Annotated in this window: 16 protein-coding genes; 6 read left to right on the top strand and 10 right to left on the bottom strand. The window is 54.1% G+C overall.

Annotation, left to right across the window (positions count from 1 at the left end; translation table 11 throughout):
* Window positions 1-27: 27 nt before the first annotated feature.
* Complete coding sequence (locus tag ACT3RR_RS04705; protein WP_496199847.1) at window positions 28-1,032, top strand: bile acid:sodium symporter family protein; 1,005 nt, start codon at window positions 28-30, stop codon at window positions 1,030-1,032.
* A 57-nt stretch (window positions 1,033-1,089) separates the two neighbouring features.
* Here ACT3RR_RS04705 and ACT3RR_RS04700 read toward each other — a convergent pair whose 3' ends face one another.
* From ACT3RR_RS04700 to zipA, 3 genes are all read right to left on the bottom strand, one after another.
* Window positions 1,090-1,332, bottom strand: a complete 243-nt coding sequence (locus tag ACT3RR_RS04700; RefSeq protein WP_034792015.1) for a DUF3820 family protein — start codon at window positions 1,330-1,332, stop codon at window positions 1,090-1,092.
* Window positions 1,333-1,337: 5 nt separating this feature from the next.
* A complete protein-coding gene (ligA, locus tag ACT3RR_RS04695; protein ID WP_496199846.1) occupies window positions 1,338-3,359 on the bottom strand; it encodes an NAD-dependent DNA ligase LigA in 2,022 nt (673 codons plus the stop codon).
* Between the two features lie 77 nt (window positions 3,360-3,436).
* Window positions 3,437-4,465: a cell division protein ZipA gene (zipA, locus tag ACT3RR_RS04690; RefSeq protein ID WP_353502867.1), complete on the bottom strand. Its 1,029-nt coding sequence runs from the start codon at window positions 4,463-4,465 to the stop codon at window positions 3,437-3,439.
* Window positions 4,466-4,690: 225 nt separating this feature from the next.
* Here zipA and cysZ point away from each other — a divergent pair, with 225 nt between their 5' ends.
* The 5 genes from cysZ (at window position 4,691) to crr (ending at window position 9,644) form a co-directional block, all read left to right on the top strand.
* On the top strand, window positions 4,691-5,479 hold the full coding sequence (cysZ, locus tag ACT3RR_RS04685; protein ID WP_353502868.1) for a sulfate transporter CysZ: 789 nt from the start codon (window positions 4,691-4,693) through the stop codon (window positions 5,477-5,479).
* 207 nt (window positions 5,480-5,686) lie between these two features.
* Window positions 5,687-6,652, top strand: coding sequence for a cysteine synthase A (gene cysK / locus ACT3RR_RS04680; protein WP_353502869.1), 966 nt, complete (start codon window positions 5,687-5,689; stop codon window positions 6,650-6,652).
* 402 nt (window positions 6,653-7,054) lie between these two features.
* Entirely contained in the window at window positions 7,055-7,312 is a 258-nt protein-coding gene (gene ptsH, locus ACT3RR_RS04675; protein ID WP_353502870.1) for a phosphocarrier protein Hpr, read from the top strand.
* Window positions 7,313-7,359: 47 nt separating this feature from the next.
* On the top strand, window positions 7,360-9,087 hold the full coding sequence (ptsI, locus tag ACT3RR_RS04670) for a phosphoenolpyruvate-protein phosphotransferase PtsI (RefSeq protein WP_353502871.1): 1,728 nt from the start codon (window positions 7,360-7,362) through the stop codon (window positions 9,085-9,087).
* A 47-nt stretch (window positions 9,088-9,134) separates the two neighbouring features.
* Window positions 9,135-9,644: a PTS glucose transporter subunit IIA gene (gene crr, locus ACT3RR_RS04665; RefSeq protein ID WP_353502872.1), complete on the top strand. Its 510-nt coding sequence runs from the start codon at window positions 9,135-9,137 to the stop codon at window positions 9,642-9,644.
* A gap of 95 nt (window positions 9,645-9,739) precedes the next feature.
* Here crr and ACT3RR_RS04660 read toward each other — a convergent pair whose 3' ends face one another.
* The 7 genes from ACT3RR_RS04660 to ACT3RR_RS04630 form a co-directional block, all read right to left on the bottom strand.
* The gene (locus tag ACT3RR_RS04660; RefSeq protein WP_353502873.1) at window positions 9,740-11,089 is read right to left on the bottom strand and encodes a HAMP domain-containing sensor histidine kinase; all 1,350 of its coding nucleotides are present in this window, start codon (window positions 11,087-11,089) and stop codon (window positions 9,740-9,742) included.
* Window positions 11,070-11,753: a response regulator transcription factor gene (locus ACT3RR_RS04655; RefSeq protein WP_353504004.1), complete on the bottom strand. Its 684-nt coding sequence runs from the start codon at window positions 11,751-11,753 to the stop codon at window positions 11,070-11,072. The genes ACT3RR_RS04660 and ACT3RR_RS04655 overlap by 20 nt, the downstream gene beginning before the upstream one ends.
* A gap of 100 nt (window positions 11,754-11,853) precedes the next feature.
* Window positions 11,854-12,738 carry a cysteine synthase CysM gene (gene cysM / locus ACT3RR_RS04650; RefSeq protein WP_441655940.1) on the bottom strand — a complete coding sequence of 295 codons (885 nt, stop codon included), beginning with the start codon at window positions 12,736-12,738 and terminating at the stop codon, window positions 11,854-11,856.
* 128 nt (window positions 12,739-12,866) lie between these two features.
* Window positions 12,867-13,961: a sulfate/thiosulfate ABC transporter ATP-binding protein CysA gene (cysA, locus tag ACT3RR_RS04645; protein ID WP_034792038.1), complete on the bottom strand. Its 1,095-nt coding sequence runs from the start codon at window positions 13,959-13,961 to the stop codon at window positions 12,867-12,869.
* The gene (gene cysW, locus ACT3RR_RS04640) at window positions 13,951-14,826 is read right to left on the bottom strand and encodes a sulfate/thiosulfate ABC transporter permease CysW (RefSeq protein WP_486031168.1); all 876 of its coding nucleotides are present in this window, start codon (window positions 14,824-14,826) and stop codon (window positions 13,951-13,953) included. Before cysW ends, cysA begins: the two co-directional genes overlap by 11 nt.
* Window positions 14,826-15,656: a sulfate/thiosulfate ABC transporter permease CysT gene (gene cysT, locus ACT3RR_RS04635; protein WP_034792042.1), complete on the bottom strand. Its 831-nt coding sequence runs from the start codon at window positions 15,654-15,656 to the stop codon at window positions 14,826-14,828. The genes cysW and cysT overlap by 1 nt, the downstream gene beginning before the upstream one ends.
* Window positions 15,656-16,672 carry a sulfate ABC transporter substrate-binding protein gene (locus ACT3RR_RS04630; RefSeq protein WP_353502876.1) on the bottom strand — a complete coding sequence of 339 codons (1,017 nt, stop codon included), beginning with the start codon at window positions 16,670-16,672 and terminating at the stop codon, window positions 15,656-15,658. Before ACT3RR_RS04630 ends, cysT begins: the two co-directional genes overlap by 1 nt.
* Window positions 16,673-16,883 lie beyond the last annotated feature (211 nt).

The raw sequence follows: 16,883 nt of genomic DNA, 5'->3' as shown, positions 1-16,883 counted from the left end.
TTTATTCCTTTTCATGCAGAGAAACTCATGCGCTTTTTACCCGATCGTTTTACTCAAACTCTGATTGGCACCGTGCTGCTGGCGACCTTCCTGCCCGCCAGCGGCGTGTTTGTCGCCTTCTTCAATAACCTGACTATCTTCGCCATCGGCCTGCTGTTCTTTATGCACGGCGCGAAGCTGTCGCGCGAAGCCATCTTCGCCGGCAGTAATAACTGGCGGCTGCACCTGTGGGTGATGTGCAGCACCTTTATCATTTTCCCGACGCTGGGGCTGCTGTTCCAATGGTGGCACCCGATTGATGTCAGCCCTCAAATTTATAGCGGCTTTGTCTATCTGTGCATTCTGCCCGCCACCGTGCAGTCGGCGATTGCCTTTACTTCCATGGCCGGGGGCAACGTGGCGGCGGCGGTGTGTAGCGCATCTGCATCCAGCCTGTTGGGTATTTTTGTCTCGCCGCTGCTGGTTGGTCTGTTGATGCACGTGCAGGGCACTAGCGGCGACAGCTTGCAGCAGGTGTGGCACATTATGCTGCAACTGCTGGTGCCGTTTGTGGCCGGGCACCTGCTGCGCCCGCTGATTGGCGGCTTTGTCGAGCGTCACCGTAAAATGATTGGTAAGACGGACCAGACTTCAATCCTGCTGGTGGTCTACACCGCGTTTAGCGAGGCGGTAACTCAGGGGATTTGGCATCAGGTGGGGCTGGGTTCGCTGCTGTTTATCGTGGTCTTCAGCCTGGTATTGCTGGCCTTTATTCTGGTTATCAATACCTATATGGCGCGCTGGATGGGCTTTAGCAAGGCTGACGAGATAACCATCGTATTTTGTGGTTCGAAGAAGAGTCTGGCGAACGGCATTCCGATGGCGAATATTCTGTTCCCGGTCAGCGCAATTGGCATGATGGTGCTGCCGCTAATGATTTTCCATCAGGTGCAGCTGATGACCTGCGCCGTGCTGGCGAAACGCTACCAGCGTAAACAGCTGGCGAAGCAGCAGTCAGAGCCAGAAGCACAGGTTCAGGCAAGAATGAACTGAGTTGATTTAGCTTGGAATAGAAAGCAGAAGGCGCTGAAATCAGCGCCTTCTTTTATTTCACTCGTCAGTGCCGGAAAGCCCCGGCCCGCCTCGGCGCAGTGGGTTAATCAGGCTCTGCAAGCCTTCACTTTTGATCGCCAGCGTAAGCTGCATCAGCTCACCAAGCTTGCCCGCCGGGAATTCATCTTTGCGCGCAAACCACAGCAAATACTCTTCGGGTAAATCAATCAGCACGCGCCCGGCGTACTTGCCGAAGGGCATTTTCATGTTGGCGATTTCGATTAAATCTTCCTTTTCCATGGCCATTAATCACCCAGCAGGCGGATCATTTCCGCTTCGTCGATAACCTCGATGCCCAGCTCCTGCGCCTTGGCTAGTTTCGAGCCAGCCGCTTCGCCCGCAATCACTAAATCGGTCTTCTTCGACACGCTGCCAGACACTTTAGCGCCCAGCGCGGTGAGGCGATCTTTGGCTTCGTCTCGGGAGAGAATCGACAGCGAGCCGGTCAGCACCACGGTTTTCCCGGCGAACGGGCTATCAATCTCTTCGGCAATCACCACTACCGGAGCAGGCCAGTGAATGTTGATTTCCGGGCTGAGTAGCTCCTCAATCACCTGCTGGTTGTGCTCTTCGGAGAGGAAGTTGACCACGTGCTTGGCCACCACGTCGCCGACGTCCTGCACGCCTTTCAGCGATTCCACGTCGGCCGCGCGCAGTGCCTCGATAGAGCCATAGTGCGCCGCCAGATTCGCCGCCGTCGCCTCGCCCACCTCGCGAATACCCAGCGCATAGAGGAAGCGAGCCAGCGTAGTTTCTTTGGCTTTTTCCAGCGCGTTCACCACGTTTTGCGCTGATTTCGGCCCCATTCGGTCCAAACCGGTGAGCTTGCCCGCGCTCAGGCGGAACAGGTCTGCCGGGTTTTTGACATACTCTTTTTCCACCAGTTGGTCGATTATCTTGTCGCCCATGCCGTCGACGTCCAAGGCGCGGCGCGAGACGAAATGCTTCAAGGCTTCTTTACGCTGCGCCCCGCAAATCAGTCCGCCGGTACAGCGCGCCACGGCCTCGCCTTCCACGCGTTCGACGTCGGAATTACACACCGGGCAGTGGGTTGGGAAGACCACTTCGCGGGCGTTTTCAGGGCGCTCGGCCAGCACCACGCCGACGACCTGCGGGATAACGTCACCGGCGCGGCGAATGATCACCGTGTCGCCAATGCGCAGGCCCAGACGCTCGATTTCATCCGCATTGTGCAGCGTGGCGTTACTCACCATCACCCCAGCAACCTGAACCGGCTCAAGGCGCGCAACGGGGGTAATCGCCCCGGTGCGCCCGACTTGAAACTCAACATCCTTCACCAAAGTGATCTGCTCTTGGGCCGGGAATTTAAAAGCGGTGGCCCAGCGCGGCGCGCGCGCCACAAAGCCCAGAGTCTCTTGGATATCTAAGGAATCAATCTTGACCACCACGCCGTCGATATCAAAACCGAGCGTAGCGCGGTCTGCCTCTACTTGGCGATAGAAGGCCAGAACCTCATCTCGACCGGTACACAGCTGGGTGCGATCGCTAACCGGCAGGCCCCAGGCTTTGAACTGCTGCAATCGGGCGATATGGCTGCGCGGCAGCCCGCCGCCTTCCAGCAGGCCCACGCCGTAGCAGAAGAAGGTCAGCGGGCGCTTTGCCGTGATGCGCGGATCAAGCTGGCGCAAAGAACCAGCGGCGGCGTTACGCGGGTTAGCGAACACTTTCCCGCCTGTCCGGCGCGCCTCTTCATTTAAGGCTTCAAAACCGGGCTGGGGCATAAAGACTTCGCCTCGCACTTCGAGCCGGGCGGGGATATTCTCTCCCTGCAAGCGCAGAGGAATGGCGCGGATGGTGCGCACGTTGGCGGTAATGTTCTCGCCGGTGGTGCCGTCGCCGCGGGTGGCGGCCTGCACTAGCTCACCGTTTTCATACAGCAGGCTGACCGCCAGACCATCGAGCTTTAGCTCGCAGCAGAAGGTCAACGGCTCGGTGGTTTTCAGACGGTCCTGAACGCGTTTATAGAAAGCCAGATAGCTCTCTTCATCAAACACGTTATCCAGCGACAGCATCGGCACCTGATGCTTGACCTGCTCGAAAGCTGAAATGGGTGCCGCGCCGACGCGCTGAGTCGGGGAATCGGCGGTGATCAGCTGCGGATTGGCCTCTTCTAATGCGCGCAGTTCGCGCATCAGGCGGTCATATTCGGCATCGGGTATTTCAGGGGCGTCCAGCACGTGATACTGGTATTCATGATGGCGTAACTGGGTGCGTAATTGATTGATTTGATTTTCGATTGTGGCCATGAGTCACCATGAAGATAAAAAACCCCCGACAAGCGGGGGTCATTGGAAGGACTGAATATCTGGATACGCCCGGCGCTTTATTTGGCCGTCGCGTCAAGAACCTCGCGAATACGCGCTTTATAGGTTTCCAGTTTTTGTGGTGTGATCATGCGTCGCTCATCATCGAGAACCATGCCACCCACGTCGTCAGCAATACGCTGAGCCGACTGTAACAACAGTTTGAAGTTCTGATGCGCATCGCCATAGCAAGGCACCATCATGAACAGCGTGATCCCAGGAGTTGAGAAGTCTGACATGGTATCTGGGTCAAAGGAGCCAGGTTTCACCATATTCGCCAAACTAAACAGCACGGGGCCACTGCCCGCCGGGCTAACATGGCGGTGGAAAATGTTCATCGCGCCAAACTGGAAGCCAGCCTGCAATACGCTATTGAGCAACACTTCACCGCCAATTACGCCACCCTGATGTGCGGCAACATGCAGCACCAGAACGGTCTCTTTCAGCTTCTCTTTCACCGGCGCTTCTTCTGCCAGAGAGAAAGGTGAATCATTGTGCGGCTCAGCTTTGGCCGCTGGTGCAGCATCAGGATGGATCTCTTCCGGTGGAACCGGAGCCTGTGGCTTCTCGATTTCGCGCGCTGGCTGAGGTGCAGCCTCACGCTGAGGAGCGGCATGCTGCGGCGCAAAACTGGTTTCACGACGCGGAGCATCAGCAGGATCAGCCGCTGAGTAACCACTCAACAACGGATCATCCTGAGCCGCAACGGGCTGAGGAGCCGGCTGACGCGGCGCAGTAGGCTGTTGGACGGGAGGAGCCTGCGGTGGGCGCTGTGGCTGAGTGCGAACAGGAGCAACTTGCTCAGGTTCATCATACTCGCCAAAAGAAGGTTCATCCTGAGGATAGGATGGACGCACGCGCACTTCACCCACCCCGTCGACGAAATCGTCGGCCGGAGATTGCTCTCGTTCTTTTTTCACACGTTTAGTTGGACGATCGCGAAAAAGCGAAGAGCGTTCTTTACGGCTGGTCCACAAACCGTGCAATAACAACGCTATTATGGCGATCGCGCCAACAACGATTAATATCAGACGCAAATCCTGCATCATTGCTATCTCTAGGTTGTTCTAATTCATTGCCACCACGGCAAACATTCACATTTCTAACTCTATTTGCCTGAGTTGATAAGTGCAAGTCTGGACACTACTTTCTAGTAATAAACATGATTAGGGCACCTTTTTTTGTCGCTTTTTCAGCCAATACGCTGCTAGCCAGTGGAAAATCATATCGATATGATAGTTCACGTCCTTCAACTCAGAGAGAAAATTTCTTTTATGACATCTTCGCAAGGCGCTAACGCGGTAAACGGAGTTCACTATTTCAGCAAGGGGTGGTCACTGATTTCCTTGCCTGGTATTCGTCGCTTTGTGGTTTTGCCACTGTTGGTGAACATTATTCTGATGGGTGGCGCATTTTGGTGGTTATTCGCCAAATTGGGTGACTGGATCCCGGCCATGATGAGCAAGATACCAGCCTGGCTGAGCTGGCTGGATTACCTGCTTTGGCCGATAGCCGTGCTCTCCGTGCTGCTGGTGTTCAGCTACTTATTTAGTACCATCGCTAACCTGATAGCCGCGCCGTTCAGCGGCCTGCTGGCGGAACAGCTTGAAGCCCGACTGACGGGTAAGGTCCAGCCCGACACCGGTATTTGGGGAATAATGAAAGATCTGCCGCGCATCATGAAGCGCGAATGGCAGAAATTGGCTTATTACATCCCGCGCGCCATTGTGCTGCTGGTGCTCTATTTTATTCCCGGCATCGGTCAAACCTTCGCGCCCGTGCTGTGGTTCCTGTTCAGCGCGTGGATGCTCTCTATTCAATATTGCGACTACCCTTTCGATAACCACAAAGTCAGCTTCCTTGATATGCGTCGCTCGCTCGGTCGCCATAAAGTCGACAATTTACAGTTCGGCGCGCTGGTCAGCCTGTTCACCATGATCCCGGTGCTGAATCTGGTCATCCTGCCGGTCGCCGTTTGTGGCGCAACGGCAATGTGGGTCGATCGCTACCGCGATCTACACGTGGTCGACGGGCAGGACATAAGTCAAACTCGCCGCCGCTAAGCCCCCATTTTCTCAACGGCCACTGCAACCCAGTGGCCGTTTTTTCATCTTGATCCTTGTGTCGGAAACATATTTCTTAATAACATATAGATATACCAATTCCTTACTTCACTGGGAAAACCGATCGCGTATGCTTTCGTGATTCCCACTATTTTCATAGTGTTGAAACCACACACTGCGGAATTCCAACCAGTTAAAGGACGGGTTATGAGCAAGATCTATGAAGACAATTCATTAACAATCGGCCACACGCCGCTGGTTCGCCTGAACCGTATTGGCAATGGGCGTATTCTGGCTAAGGTCGAGTCACGTAACCCGAGCTTCAGCGTCAAATGTCGTATCGGCGCGAACATGATTTGGGATGCTGAAAAACGCGGCATTCTGAACAAAGATATCGAGCTGGTAGAACCCACCAGCGGCAACACCGGCATCGCGCTGGCTTACGTTGCGGCTGCTCGTGGCTATAAATTAACCCTGACCATGCCTGAAACCATGAGCGTTGAGCGCCGTAAGCTGCTTAAGGCGCTAGGGGCCAATCTGGTGCTGACCGAAGGCGCTAAGGGTATGAAAGGCGCGATTGCTAAAGCTGAAGAGATTCAGGCCAGCGATCCAAACCGCTACTTGATTCTGCAGCAGTTCAGCAACCCGGCTAACCCAGCAATTCACGAACAAACTACCGGCCCTGAGATTTGGGAAGATACCGACGGCGCGGTTGACGTGTTCATCGCAGGCGTGGGTACCGGCGGTACTATCACCGGCGTAGGTCGCTATCTGAAAGGCAAGAAAAGCAGCGTAAAACTGATTGCCGTTGAGCCAACCGACTCTCCTGTCATCACTCAGACGCTGAATGGCGAAGAAGTGAAGCCCGGCCCACACAAGATTCAGGGCATTGGCGCAGGGTTCATTCCGGGCAACCTTGATTTAGACCTAATCGACCGCGTGTCTCTGATCACCAATGACGAATCCATCAGCATGGCGCGTCGTTTGATGGAAGAAGAAGGTATTCTGGCGGGTATCTCCTCCGGCGCGGCCGTCGCCGCAGCGGTGAAACTTTCTGAAGAGCCAGAGTTCGCCGATAAGACTATCGTCGTCATCCTGCCATCTTCCGGCGAGCGCTATTTGAGTACCGCATTGTTTGCAGATTTGTTTACGGAAAAAGAATTGCAACAATAATGCCACATTATTTAAATCGATTAAAAAAGCACCCAAATGGGTGCTTTTTTGTGGCCTACATCAAAGTTTATAGCAGTCTATGATTGATTTTATCAGCCAGGTTTAGTATTTAACCCTTCAATTATTTCGATGCGCGAAATTAATCAGCTTCCTGAATGTCTCCAGCTGAATCGATTTACTGATTTGTTACAAGATGGTGAAACACGGCATAATGGGAAGTTGCTAGGAATTGGGAAGCGCCCGACATTCTTTTTGTCACAATGTGCTTATTTTCGCCTTTTCCTGTTGCATCACACCTTGCCCCTGAACCATAGTCAGGCGCGAATCTTATCAGGCTAAAGTCGGCCTATTGAGCTAGACTTTAGCTCCACAACATTACTTTAATAAGTTGGGGAAACAACAATGTTCCAGCAAGAAGTTACTATTACCGCACCTAACGGTCTGCACACCCGCCCTGCCGCACAGTTCGTGAAAGAAGCTAAAGGTTTTACTGCTGACATCACCGTGACTTCTAACGGTAAAAGCGCTAGCGCAAAGAGCCTTTTCAAACTGCAAACTCTGGGTCTGACTCAGGGCACAGTGGTAACCCTCTCTGCAGAAGGTGAAGACGAGCAGAAAGCCGTTGAACACTTGGTAAAACTGATGGCAGAGCTCGAGTAACAAGCCCGGTCTTAATAGTTTAAACCAGTCAAGAGAAAGGTAGGGTTATGATTTCAGGCATTTTAGTATCTCCCGGTATCGCTTTCGGCAAAGCGCTTCTGTTGAAAGAAGATGAGATTGTCATCAACCGGAAAAAAATCTCTCCTGAAGAAGTTGATCAGGAAGTAAAACGTTTCCTGTCAGGCCGTGCTAAAGCTTCAGCACAGTTAGAGACGATCAAGACCAAAGCAGGCGAGACCTTCGGTGAAGAGAAAGAAGCCATCTTCGAAGGCCACATTATGTTGTTGGAAGACGAAGAGCTTGAGCAGGAAATCATAGCCCTTATCAAAGATGAGCACGCTTCCGCTGACGCCGCTGCCTTTTCTGTTATTGAAGGGCAAGCCAAGGCTTTGGAAGAGCTGGATGATGAATACCTGAAAGAGCGCGCGGCTGACGTGCGTGACATCGGTAAACGCCTTCTGCGCAACATTTTGGGACTGGCGATTGTCGATCTGAGCTCCATTCAGGATGAAGTTATTCTGGTCGCGACCGATCTGACGCCATCAGAGACTGCACAGCTGAACCTGAACAAGGTGCTGGGCTTCATCACTGATCTGGGTGGCCGTACTTCCCACACCTCCATCATGGCACGTTCTCTGGAATTACCGGCAATCGTCGGCACCAGCGATGTGACCAAGCAGGTGAAAAATGATGACTATCTGATCCTTGATGCCGTAAACAATAAAATCTACGTCAACCCGACGGCAGATATTATTGACGAGCTGAAAGCCGTTCAGAACCAGTACATCTCAGAAAAAGACGAACTGACCAAGCTGAAAGACTTGCCGGCAATTACGCTGGACGGTCATCAGGTGGAAGTTTGTGCCAATATCGGTACCGTGCGCGACGTCGCCGGTGCAGAGCGCAATGGCGCTGAAGGTGTTGGCCTGTATCGTACCGAATTCCTGTTCATGGACCGTGAAAGCCTGCCTACCGAAGAAGAGCAATTCCAGGCATATAAAGCAGTTGCTGAAGCGATGGGCTCACAGGCAGTTATCGTGCGTACCATGGACATTGGCGGTGACAAAGACCTGCCATACATGAACTTGCCGAAAGAAGAGAACCCATTCCTGGGCTGGCGCGCAATCCGCATCTGTTTGGACCGTAAAGAAATTCTTCACGACCAGCTGCGTGCCATTCTGCGTGCTTCCGCGTTCGGTAAACTGCGTATCATGTTCCCAATGATCATTTCCGTTGAGGAAGTGCGTGAACTGAAAGCAGAGCTGGACTTGCTGAAAGCGCAACTGCGCGAAGAAGGCAAAGCCTTTGATGAAAGCATTGAAGTTGGCGTGATGGTGGAAACACCAGCGGCGGCAGTGATTGCTCATCATCTGGCAAAAGAAGTCGATTTCTTCAGTATTGGTACTAACGATCTTACCCAGTATACTCTGGCAGTAGATCGCGGTAATGAGCTGATTTCTCATCTTTACAACCCAATGTCACCTTCTGTACTGGCTTTAATTAAGCAAGTCATTGACGCATCTCATGCTGCTGGCAAATGGACAGGCATGTGTGGCGAGCTAGCAGGTGACGAACGTGCTACACTTCTTCTATTGGGCATGGGTTTAGATGAGTTCAGCATGAGTGCTATCTCTATCCCGCGCATCAAGAAAATTATTCGTAATACGAACTTCGAAGATGTGAAAGCGCTGGCAGACCAGGCCCTGGCCCAACCTACGGCGCAAGAGTTAATGAACCTGGTTAACAAGTTCATTGAAGAAAAAACACTCTGCTAATTGCGCGATGCTGGAAAGCTGCCCAAATTAATGCTTAGGAGAAGATCATGGGTTTGTTCGATAAACTGAAATCACTAGTTTCTGATGATAAAAAAGAAGTTGGCACTATTGAAATCGTAGCGCCGATCTCTGGTGAAATTGTCAACATTGAAGATGTGCCAGACGTTGTTTTCGCTGAGAAAATCGTCGGCGACGGTATTGCCATCAAACCAGCTGGCAACAAAATGGTTGCACCGGTTGACGGTACTATCGGTAAAATCTTCGAAACTAACCATGCTTTCTCTATCGAATCCGACAGCGGCATTGAGCTGTTTGTCCACTTCGGTATTGATACCGTTGAACTGAAAGGCGAAGGCTTCAAACGCATCGCTGAAGAAGGTCAACGCGTTAAGAAAGGTGATTTGATTATCGAGTTTGATCTGCCTCTGCTGGAAGAGAAAGCCAAGTCTACCCTGACTCCGGTTGTTATCTCTAACATGGATGAGATCAAAGAGCTGATTAAACTGACTGGTACTGTGACCGTTGGCGAAACGCCAATCATCCGTATCAAAAAGTAAGTCTCTCAATGATGTGAAAAGGCGCTTAATCTAAGCGCCTTTTTTATTGCCTGGTATTCTTGAAAACGTGCTGATTGGCTAGATTGCCTGCCGGTTTAAATCTTCCAGTGCGGCACTTGCAGGCTGATGATCAGGCCGTGCGGCGTGGCGTTGCGCGCCTCGACTTTGCCATCGTGCGCCACCATCACTTTGCGCGTAATAGCTAAGCCAAGCCCGTAGCCTTTGCCCGATAGCGGCGACATCACACGGACAAAGGGGTCGAAGATGCTAGAGAGCTTGTCTTCCTCGACGCCCGGCCCCTGATCTTCCACTTCAATCGTCAACCAACCTTCCGACTGAATCAGCGACACCACCACTTTTTGCTCACGAGCGGAAAAACGCAGCGCGTTGCGCACCACGTTATCAATTGCCCGTCGCATCAGCTCGGCATTGCCCTTCACCGTGTAGTCATTCTGATCAGGAGTGTCTGGCCTCAGCTCAATCTCTACGCCGGGAAGCTGTGCTTCGTAGCGCGCATCGTTGACCACCGCCTCCACCAGCCCATACAGATCAAAATACTCTTCGTGCGGCATCTGGTCGTTTTCAGTTCGTGAGAGCGCCAGCAGTTCGCCAATCATCTTATCCAGCCGCCCCGCCTCATGTTCGATACGCTGTAATGAGGTTTCGACGTTAAGGGGGTTCTGCCGCGCCAGGCCAATCGCTAGCTGTAATCGGGCCAAGGGTGAGCGTAGTTCATGGGAAACGTCGTGGAGCAGCTCCTCGCGCGCTTTAACCAGCACCTGTAGGCGTTCGGCCATGGAGTCGAAGTCCCGCGCCACGTCGGACAGCTCGTCGTGGCGTTTGCCCATTTTGGCAAACAGGCGCACCGACAGGTCCCCCTGAGCCACGCGGCCAAAGGCCTGACGCATTTGCAGCATTGGCCGAGTTAGGTTCCACGCCAGCACCGCGCTGAACAGCAGGCCGCCGAGGCCGCCTATCCATAGCAGCGGCGTCGGGATGTGTAGCATATGCTCGCGATGCTTCGGCCGGTATTCGCTCATCAGCCCTTCAACGTTATAACGCAGCCGATAGCCCTGCCCTTTCGGCCCCTGCACGAACTCGACAATCTCTTTCGGCGCGTTACCCGGCGCCAGCGACTGCAGCGTTTCGCCTTCGGCGGGCACCATCGAGGGGGTGACGGAGAAGAACTGGCGGTCATCATCCGGCCAGTCGGCCATCATGGCGTCGAGGGCGGGCATGCCGCCTGAGCGCAATGTGGAGACGGCTGAGGTGATTTGCAGCTTCACAAACCGTCGCGCGATGCCGCTTTCCGGCGGCTCGTGGTGGTTATAGAAAGCAAAAGTCACCCAGAGAACCTGAGTGATGGCGATGAAGGTGAACCAAAATCCAAACAGGATTTTCCAAAATAGCCTTCCGCGAAGGCGTTTACCTGATGCGATAGCCAATACTTCTTACCGTCTCAATAGTCAGGATATCACCGCCAGCAAGGGACGCCAGTTTCTGGCGAATGTTGCTGATATGCACATCAATGCTGCGGTCGTAGGCCTCGCGCGGACGCCCCAAGCCTTTCTCGGACAGCTCATCCTTGGACACCACGCGCTCTGGCGCGCGCAGCAACAGCTCCAGCAGATTGAATTCAGAGGCGGTCAAGTCAAACAGCGCACCACGCCACTGGCTGCTGCGCGTCGCGGGATTCAATGTCAGGTCACCATAATGGATGACGGACGAGTCAGAAGGGGCTTCCTGCTGCTCTTCAACACGACGCAGCACGGCACGCAGGCGCGCCACCAGCTCGCGCGGATAGCAGGGCTTCGGCATATAGTCGTCAGCGCCCATCTCCAGCCCGATAACGCGATCGATGTTGTCGCCTTTGGCGGTCAGCATGATGATCGGCAGACGGCTGTTTTTACGCACTTGGCGCAGCACGTCGATGCCGCTCATATCAGGCAGCATAATATCGAGGATCATCGCGGAATAATCGCCGGACATCGCGCCGTCAATGCCCGCCTTGCCGGTCAGCACCAGCGATGCGTTGAAACCTTCAGCAATCAAATATTCGCTGAGCATGGTACCCAGTTCGAGATCGTCATCGACCAATAAAATTTTCATCATCATTTCCACCTAACTGAGTTCTGGTTATTTTTATCCCTAACCCGACCACGCGCAGCCGCTTTTACTCTAATTTTACACTTGTAAGTCAAATTTGGGCTTAGAGATCGAACACCCCGGTCGAAAGATAGCGATCGCCACGGTCGCAAATGATTGCCACCACCAGGCTGCCGGGGTTGGCACGAGCAACGCGCAGAGCACCGGCTACCGCACCGCCGGAACTGACGCCGCAGAAAATCCCTTCTTGGCGAGCCAGCTCGCGCATGGTGTCTTCCGCTTCTTGCTGCGCCATATCAATGGTTTCATCCACCAGTTCTGCCTTGAAGATACCCGGCATATAAGCCTGCGGCCAGCGGCGAATGCCCGGAATGCTGCTGCCCTCTTCGGGCTGCAAACCAATGATTTTCACCTCACTGCTCTGAGTGCGCAGGAAGCGGCTGACGCCGGTAATGGTGCCGGTGGTGCCCATACTGGAAACAAAATGGGTTATGCGTCCCGCCGTTTGCTGCCAAATTTCCGGGCCGGTGGTCGTGAAATGTGCCAGCGGATTATCAGCATTATTAAACTGATCCAGCACCTTGCCCTGCCCCTGTCTCTGCATCTCCAACGCCAAGTCTCGCGCGCCTTCCATCCCCTGCGCACGGCTAATCAGCAGCAATTCTGCCCCATAGGCGCGCATAGAGGCCTGACGCTCCAGGCTCATATTTTCCGGCATTAATAGCTTGAGTTTATAACCCTTGAGCGCGGCAATCATCGCCAGGGCGATACCGGTGTTACCACTGGTGGCTTCAATCAGCGTATCGCCAGGGCGGATCTCCCCGCGCTTTTCAGCCTGCTCGATCATAAAAAGCGCGGCGCGATCTTTAACCGAGCCAGCGGGGTTATTGCCTTCCAGTTTGACCCAAATCTCACTGTCCAGATCCTGGGTCAGTCGCTGTAATTTCACCAGAGGCGTATTGCCGATGTACTGTTCGAGCGTGCTCACTGTGCTTGCCTTATCGCTATGGGTTATAAACACCATGTAAAAACGAATAAATAAGAATTAGACGATAAAAAGGGCAGCTCGCAGACCGCCCTTTTTTTAGAAATTTAACCTGAATTGGCTAAAAAGTATCAGGCACTTTTCGCCAATGCAACGGGTTGCAGTGCTTCGTCCCCGGCGTACAGGCGGCCATTCAAGCCCCCTACGTAGAACTTGTCGCCGCGCTGCGGGGTAGATTGTCCTGCAAAATCAGACAGTACCACTGACAGTGGCTCGTCGTGCCAACCTTCGGCATGGACGATTAACTGCCAGAAATGACCTCGCGGGCTGACTTCCAACACTTTCACCGGTAGCGGGCAGCGCTGGGTTGGCTGCGCGGTGATTTCCATTTCCCACGGGCGCAGGAATAGATCAACCGCGCCCTGATGCAACGGCGGGTTTTCCAGCGGCCAGTGATATGGGCCGACGTAGAGCTGGGAGCCGCGAATGTCGCCGCTGATTTTATTCACTTCGCCCATAAACTCCAGCACGAAGCGCGTTGCCGGGTCACGCCAGATTTCCGGCGGCGTGCCCACTTGTTCGATATTGCCTTGGCTCATCACCACCACGCGATCCGCGACTTCCATTGCCTCTTCCTGGTCGTGGGTGACAAACACGCTGGTGAATTTCAACTCTTCGTGCAGCTGACGCAGCCAGCGGCGCAGCTCTTTACGTACCTGAGCGTCCAGCGCGCCGAAAGGCTCATCCAACAGCAAGATTTGCGGCTCGACCGCCAGAGCGCGGGCCAGCGCCACGCGCTGCTTCTGCCCGCCGGACAGCTGGGACGGATAGCGATTCGCCAAGTGGCTTAGCTGCACCATTTCCAGCAGCTGAGTGACTTTCTTTTTAATCGCTTCCGTATTCGGGCGCTCGCGGCGCGGCAGAACGGTCAGGCCAAAGGCGATGTTGTCGAACACAGTCATGTGGCGGAACAATGCGTAGTGCTGGAACACAAAACCGACCTGACGATCGCGGGCGTGAACCTGACTGACGTCTTTGCCGTGGAAACTCAGCTTACCGGCGCTCTGGTTTTCCAGACCGGCGATAATGCGCAGCAGCGTGGTTTTGCCGGAGCCGGACGGCCCGAGCAGCGCCACCATTTGGCCGGAAGGAATATCGAGCGAGATATCGTTCAGCACCTTGGTGCGGCCGAAGTATTTGTTGATACCGTTAATTTCAATGCTCATTGCTATCCTCCCGCTCAAGACGGTCGTTGTGACGTTTCAAACGCCATTGCAGGCCGCTTTTCAGAAATAGGGTGACTATCGCCATCAGGGTTAACAACGCGGCGGCGGTAAATGCGCCTGCGGTGTTGTAGTCCTGATGCAGTAATTCAACTTGTAATGGCAACGTGTAGGTTTCGCCACGGATAGAACCGGAAACCACCGACACGGCGCCGAACTCACCAATGGCGCGGGCGTTGGTCAACACCACGCCGTACAGCAGCGCCCAGCGAATATTGGGTAAGGTCACGCGGCGGAACATCTGCCAGCCCGACGCGCCGAGCAGCACGGCGGCTTCATCTTCATGGCTGCCCTGACTGAGCATCACCGGCACCAGCTCGCGAATAACAAACGGACAGGTGACGAAAATAGTCACCATCACCATGCCCGGCCAGGCGAACATAAATTGCAGATTATGGGCATCCAGCCACGGCCCCAGCGGGCCATTGGTGCCGTAAAACAGCAGATACAGCAGGCCAGCGACCACCGGCGACACGGCAAAAGGAATGTCGATCAGGGTCAGCAGCAGCTGACGCCCTGGGAAATTAAATCGCGCCACCAGCCACGCCAGCAGCGTACCGAACACCAGATTCACCGGCACGGTGATCAGCGCCATTAACACCGTCAGCCAGATAGAGTGCAGCATGTCGGAGTCAGACAGGTTCTTCCAAACCGCCGCAATGCCGTCCGAAAACGCCAGCACGAAAATACTGATCATCGGGATGACCAGCAGCAGCAGGCAAATCAGCATACCGGTGCCAATCAACAGCCATTTGGTCCAGTCGATTGGCCGACGCGCTTCCCCTGAGTAAGCCGGAATATCAGACATTAATGACCTCCAAGACGACGGCCATAACGGCTTTGTAAAGTGTTAATCGCAAACAGCAACAGCAGGGACGCCGCCAAAATCACCGAAGCAATCGCGCTGGCCGCCGGGTAGTCAAACTCCTGCAAGCGAATGAAAATCATCAGCGAGGTCACTTCCGTTTTCCACGCGATGTTACCGGCGATGAAAATCACCGCGCCGAACTCGCCAAGGCTGCGGGTGAATGACAGCGCGGTGCCCGCCATCAGCGACGGCATCACCTCTGGCAACACCACGCGGCGGAAGCTCTGCCAGCGCGAAGCACCCAAGGTTTCGGCAGCTTCTTCATACTCCGGCCCTAACTCTTCCAGCACCGGCTGCACCGTGCGCACCACAAACGGAATGCTGGTGAAGGCCATGGCGACTGCAATACCCAGCCAGGTGTAGGCCACTTTGATATCAAAATGCGCCAGCCACTGACCATAAAAGCCGTTGACCGAAAACAGCCCGGCCAGCGTCAGGCCCGCCACCGCCGTTGGCAATGCAAAGGGCAAATCCATTAAGCCGTCGAGCAAGCTCTTGCCCGGAAACTCATAGCGCGTGAGGATCCACGCCATCAGCATGCCGAAGAAGCAGTTAAAAATACTGGCCACGCCCGCCGACAGCAGGGTGACCTTATAAGCCGCGATCACCTGATCATTGGTAATGACCGACCAATACTGCGCCAGCGTCATTTGTGACAACTGCATCACCAATGCGCTCAGCGGCAATAACAGCACCAGACACACGAACAGCAAGCTGCTGCCGAGGCTGAGGGTGAATCCGGGAAGTACGCGTTTGCTCGACAACAACATTACTTGTGACCCTGCTCTAACAATTTATCCAGCTCGCCGCCGGTATCGAAATGCGTTTTCATCACCTGCGGCCAGCTGCCGAACTGATCTTCAACTTTGAATAGCTTGGTATCAGGGAACTGCCCTTTCGCCGCCGCCATGGCCGTTTTGTCATATACGCGGTAGTTGAAGCTGGTGATGATTTTCTGCGCCTGCGGGCTCCAGAGGTAATTCAGGTAATCTTTGGCCGCTTTCTCAGTGCCGTTTTTCTCGACGTTTTTGTCGACCCATGCCACCGGGAACTCCGCCAGGATATCTACCGGCGGGACAATCACTTCATAGTTGTCGTCGCCGTATTGCTTGCGAATATTGTTCACTTCGGACTCGAAGCTGATCAGCACATCGCCCAGCCCGCGCTCGACGAAGGTGGTGGTGGCGCCACGGCCGCCGGTATCAAACACCTGAACGTTTTTCAGGAACTGGGTCATTTTCGCGCGGGTCTGTTCCTGGTTTTTACCGTCTTCCAGATTGAACGCGCCCCACGCCGCCAGATAGGTATAGCGGCCGTTGCCTGACGTTTTCGGATTCGGGAAGATCAGTTTGACGTCGGCACGGGTTAAGTCGTCCCAGCTGTGAATGTTTTTCGGGTTGCCCTTGCGCACCAAGAACGCCATGGTCGAATAGAACGGCGAACTGTTGTTAGGCAAGCGGCTTTGCCAGTTGGCGGGGATCAGGTCACCGCGGTCATGCAGAATTTGTACGTCAGTCACCTGATTGTAAGTGACGACATCGGCCTTCAGGCCTTGCAGAATGGCCAAAGCCTGCTTGGAGGAGCCAGCGTGAGACTGTTTAATTTCCAGCTTGTCGCCACCGTTTTGCTCTGCCCACTGCTTTTGAAATGGCGGATTGAGCGCAGCGAACAGTTCGCGCGCCACATCATAGGAGCTATTGAGTAATTCCGTGGCAGAGGCCGCGCCGCTGGCCAGCAGCATGGCGGCAAGAGAACTCTTGAGTAATCCGCGTCTAAATCCGTTCATTTTCATGCGCCGCCTTGAGTGTATGGACATCCGACATGGCAAAACTTAGCCACTTTAGTAGTCCACAGTGTATTTATAACTCAGGGTCAGGCTGTAACGGTTTTATATACCGTTTAGTGATTTTCAAGCATGAAAAGCTATAAGCCGAAAAAGGCTGGCCTAGGTGGGGATTAACAGTAGTGAGGCGAGACGTGGCGCGCCCGACACAGGC

Origin of the sequence: Ewingella sp. AOP8-B2-18, from assembly GCF_052376015.1 — a bacterium.
GTDB classification, from domain to species: domain Bacteria; phylum Pseudomonadota; class Gammaproteobacteria; order Enterobacterales; family Enterobacteriaceae; genus Ewingella; species Ewingella allii.
Note: the sequence above shows the minus strand (reverse complement) of the source record. Positions and strands in the feature narration are given on the sequence as shown.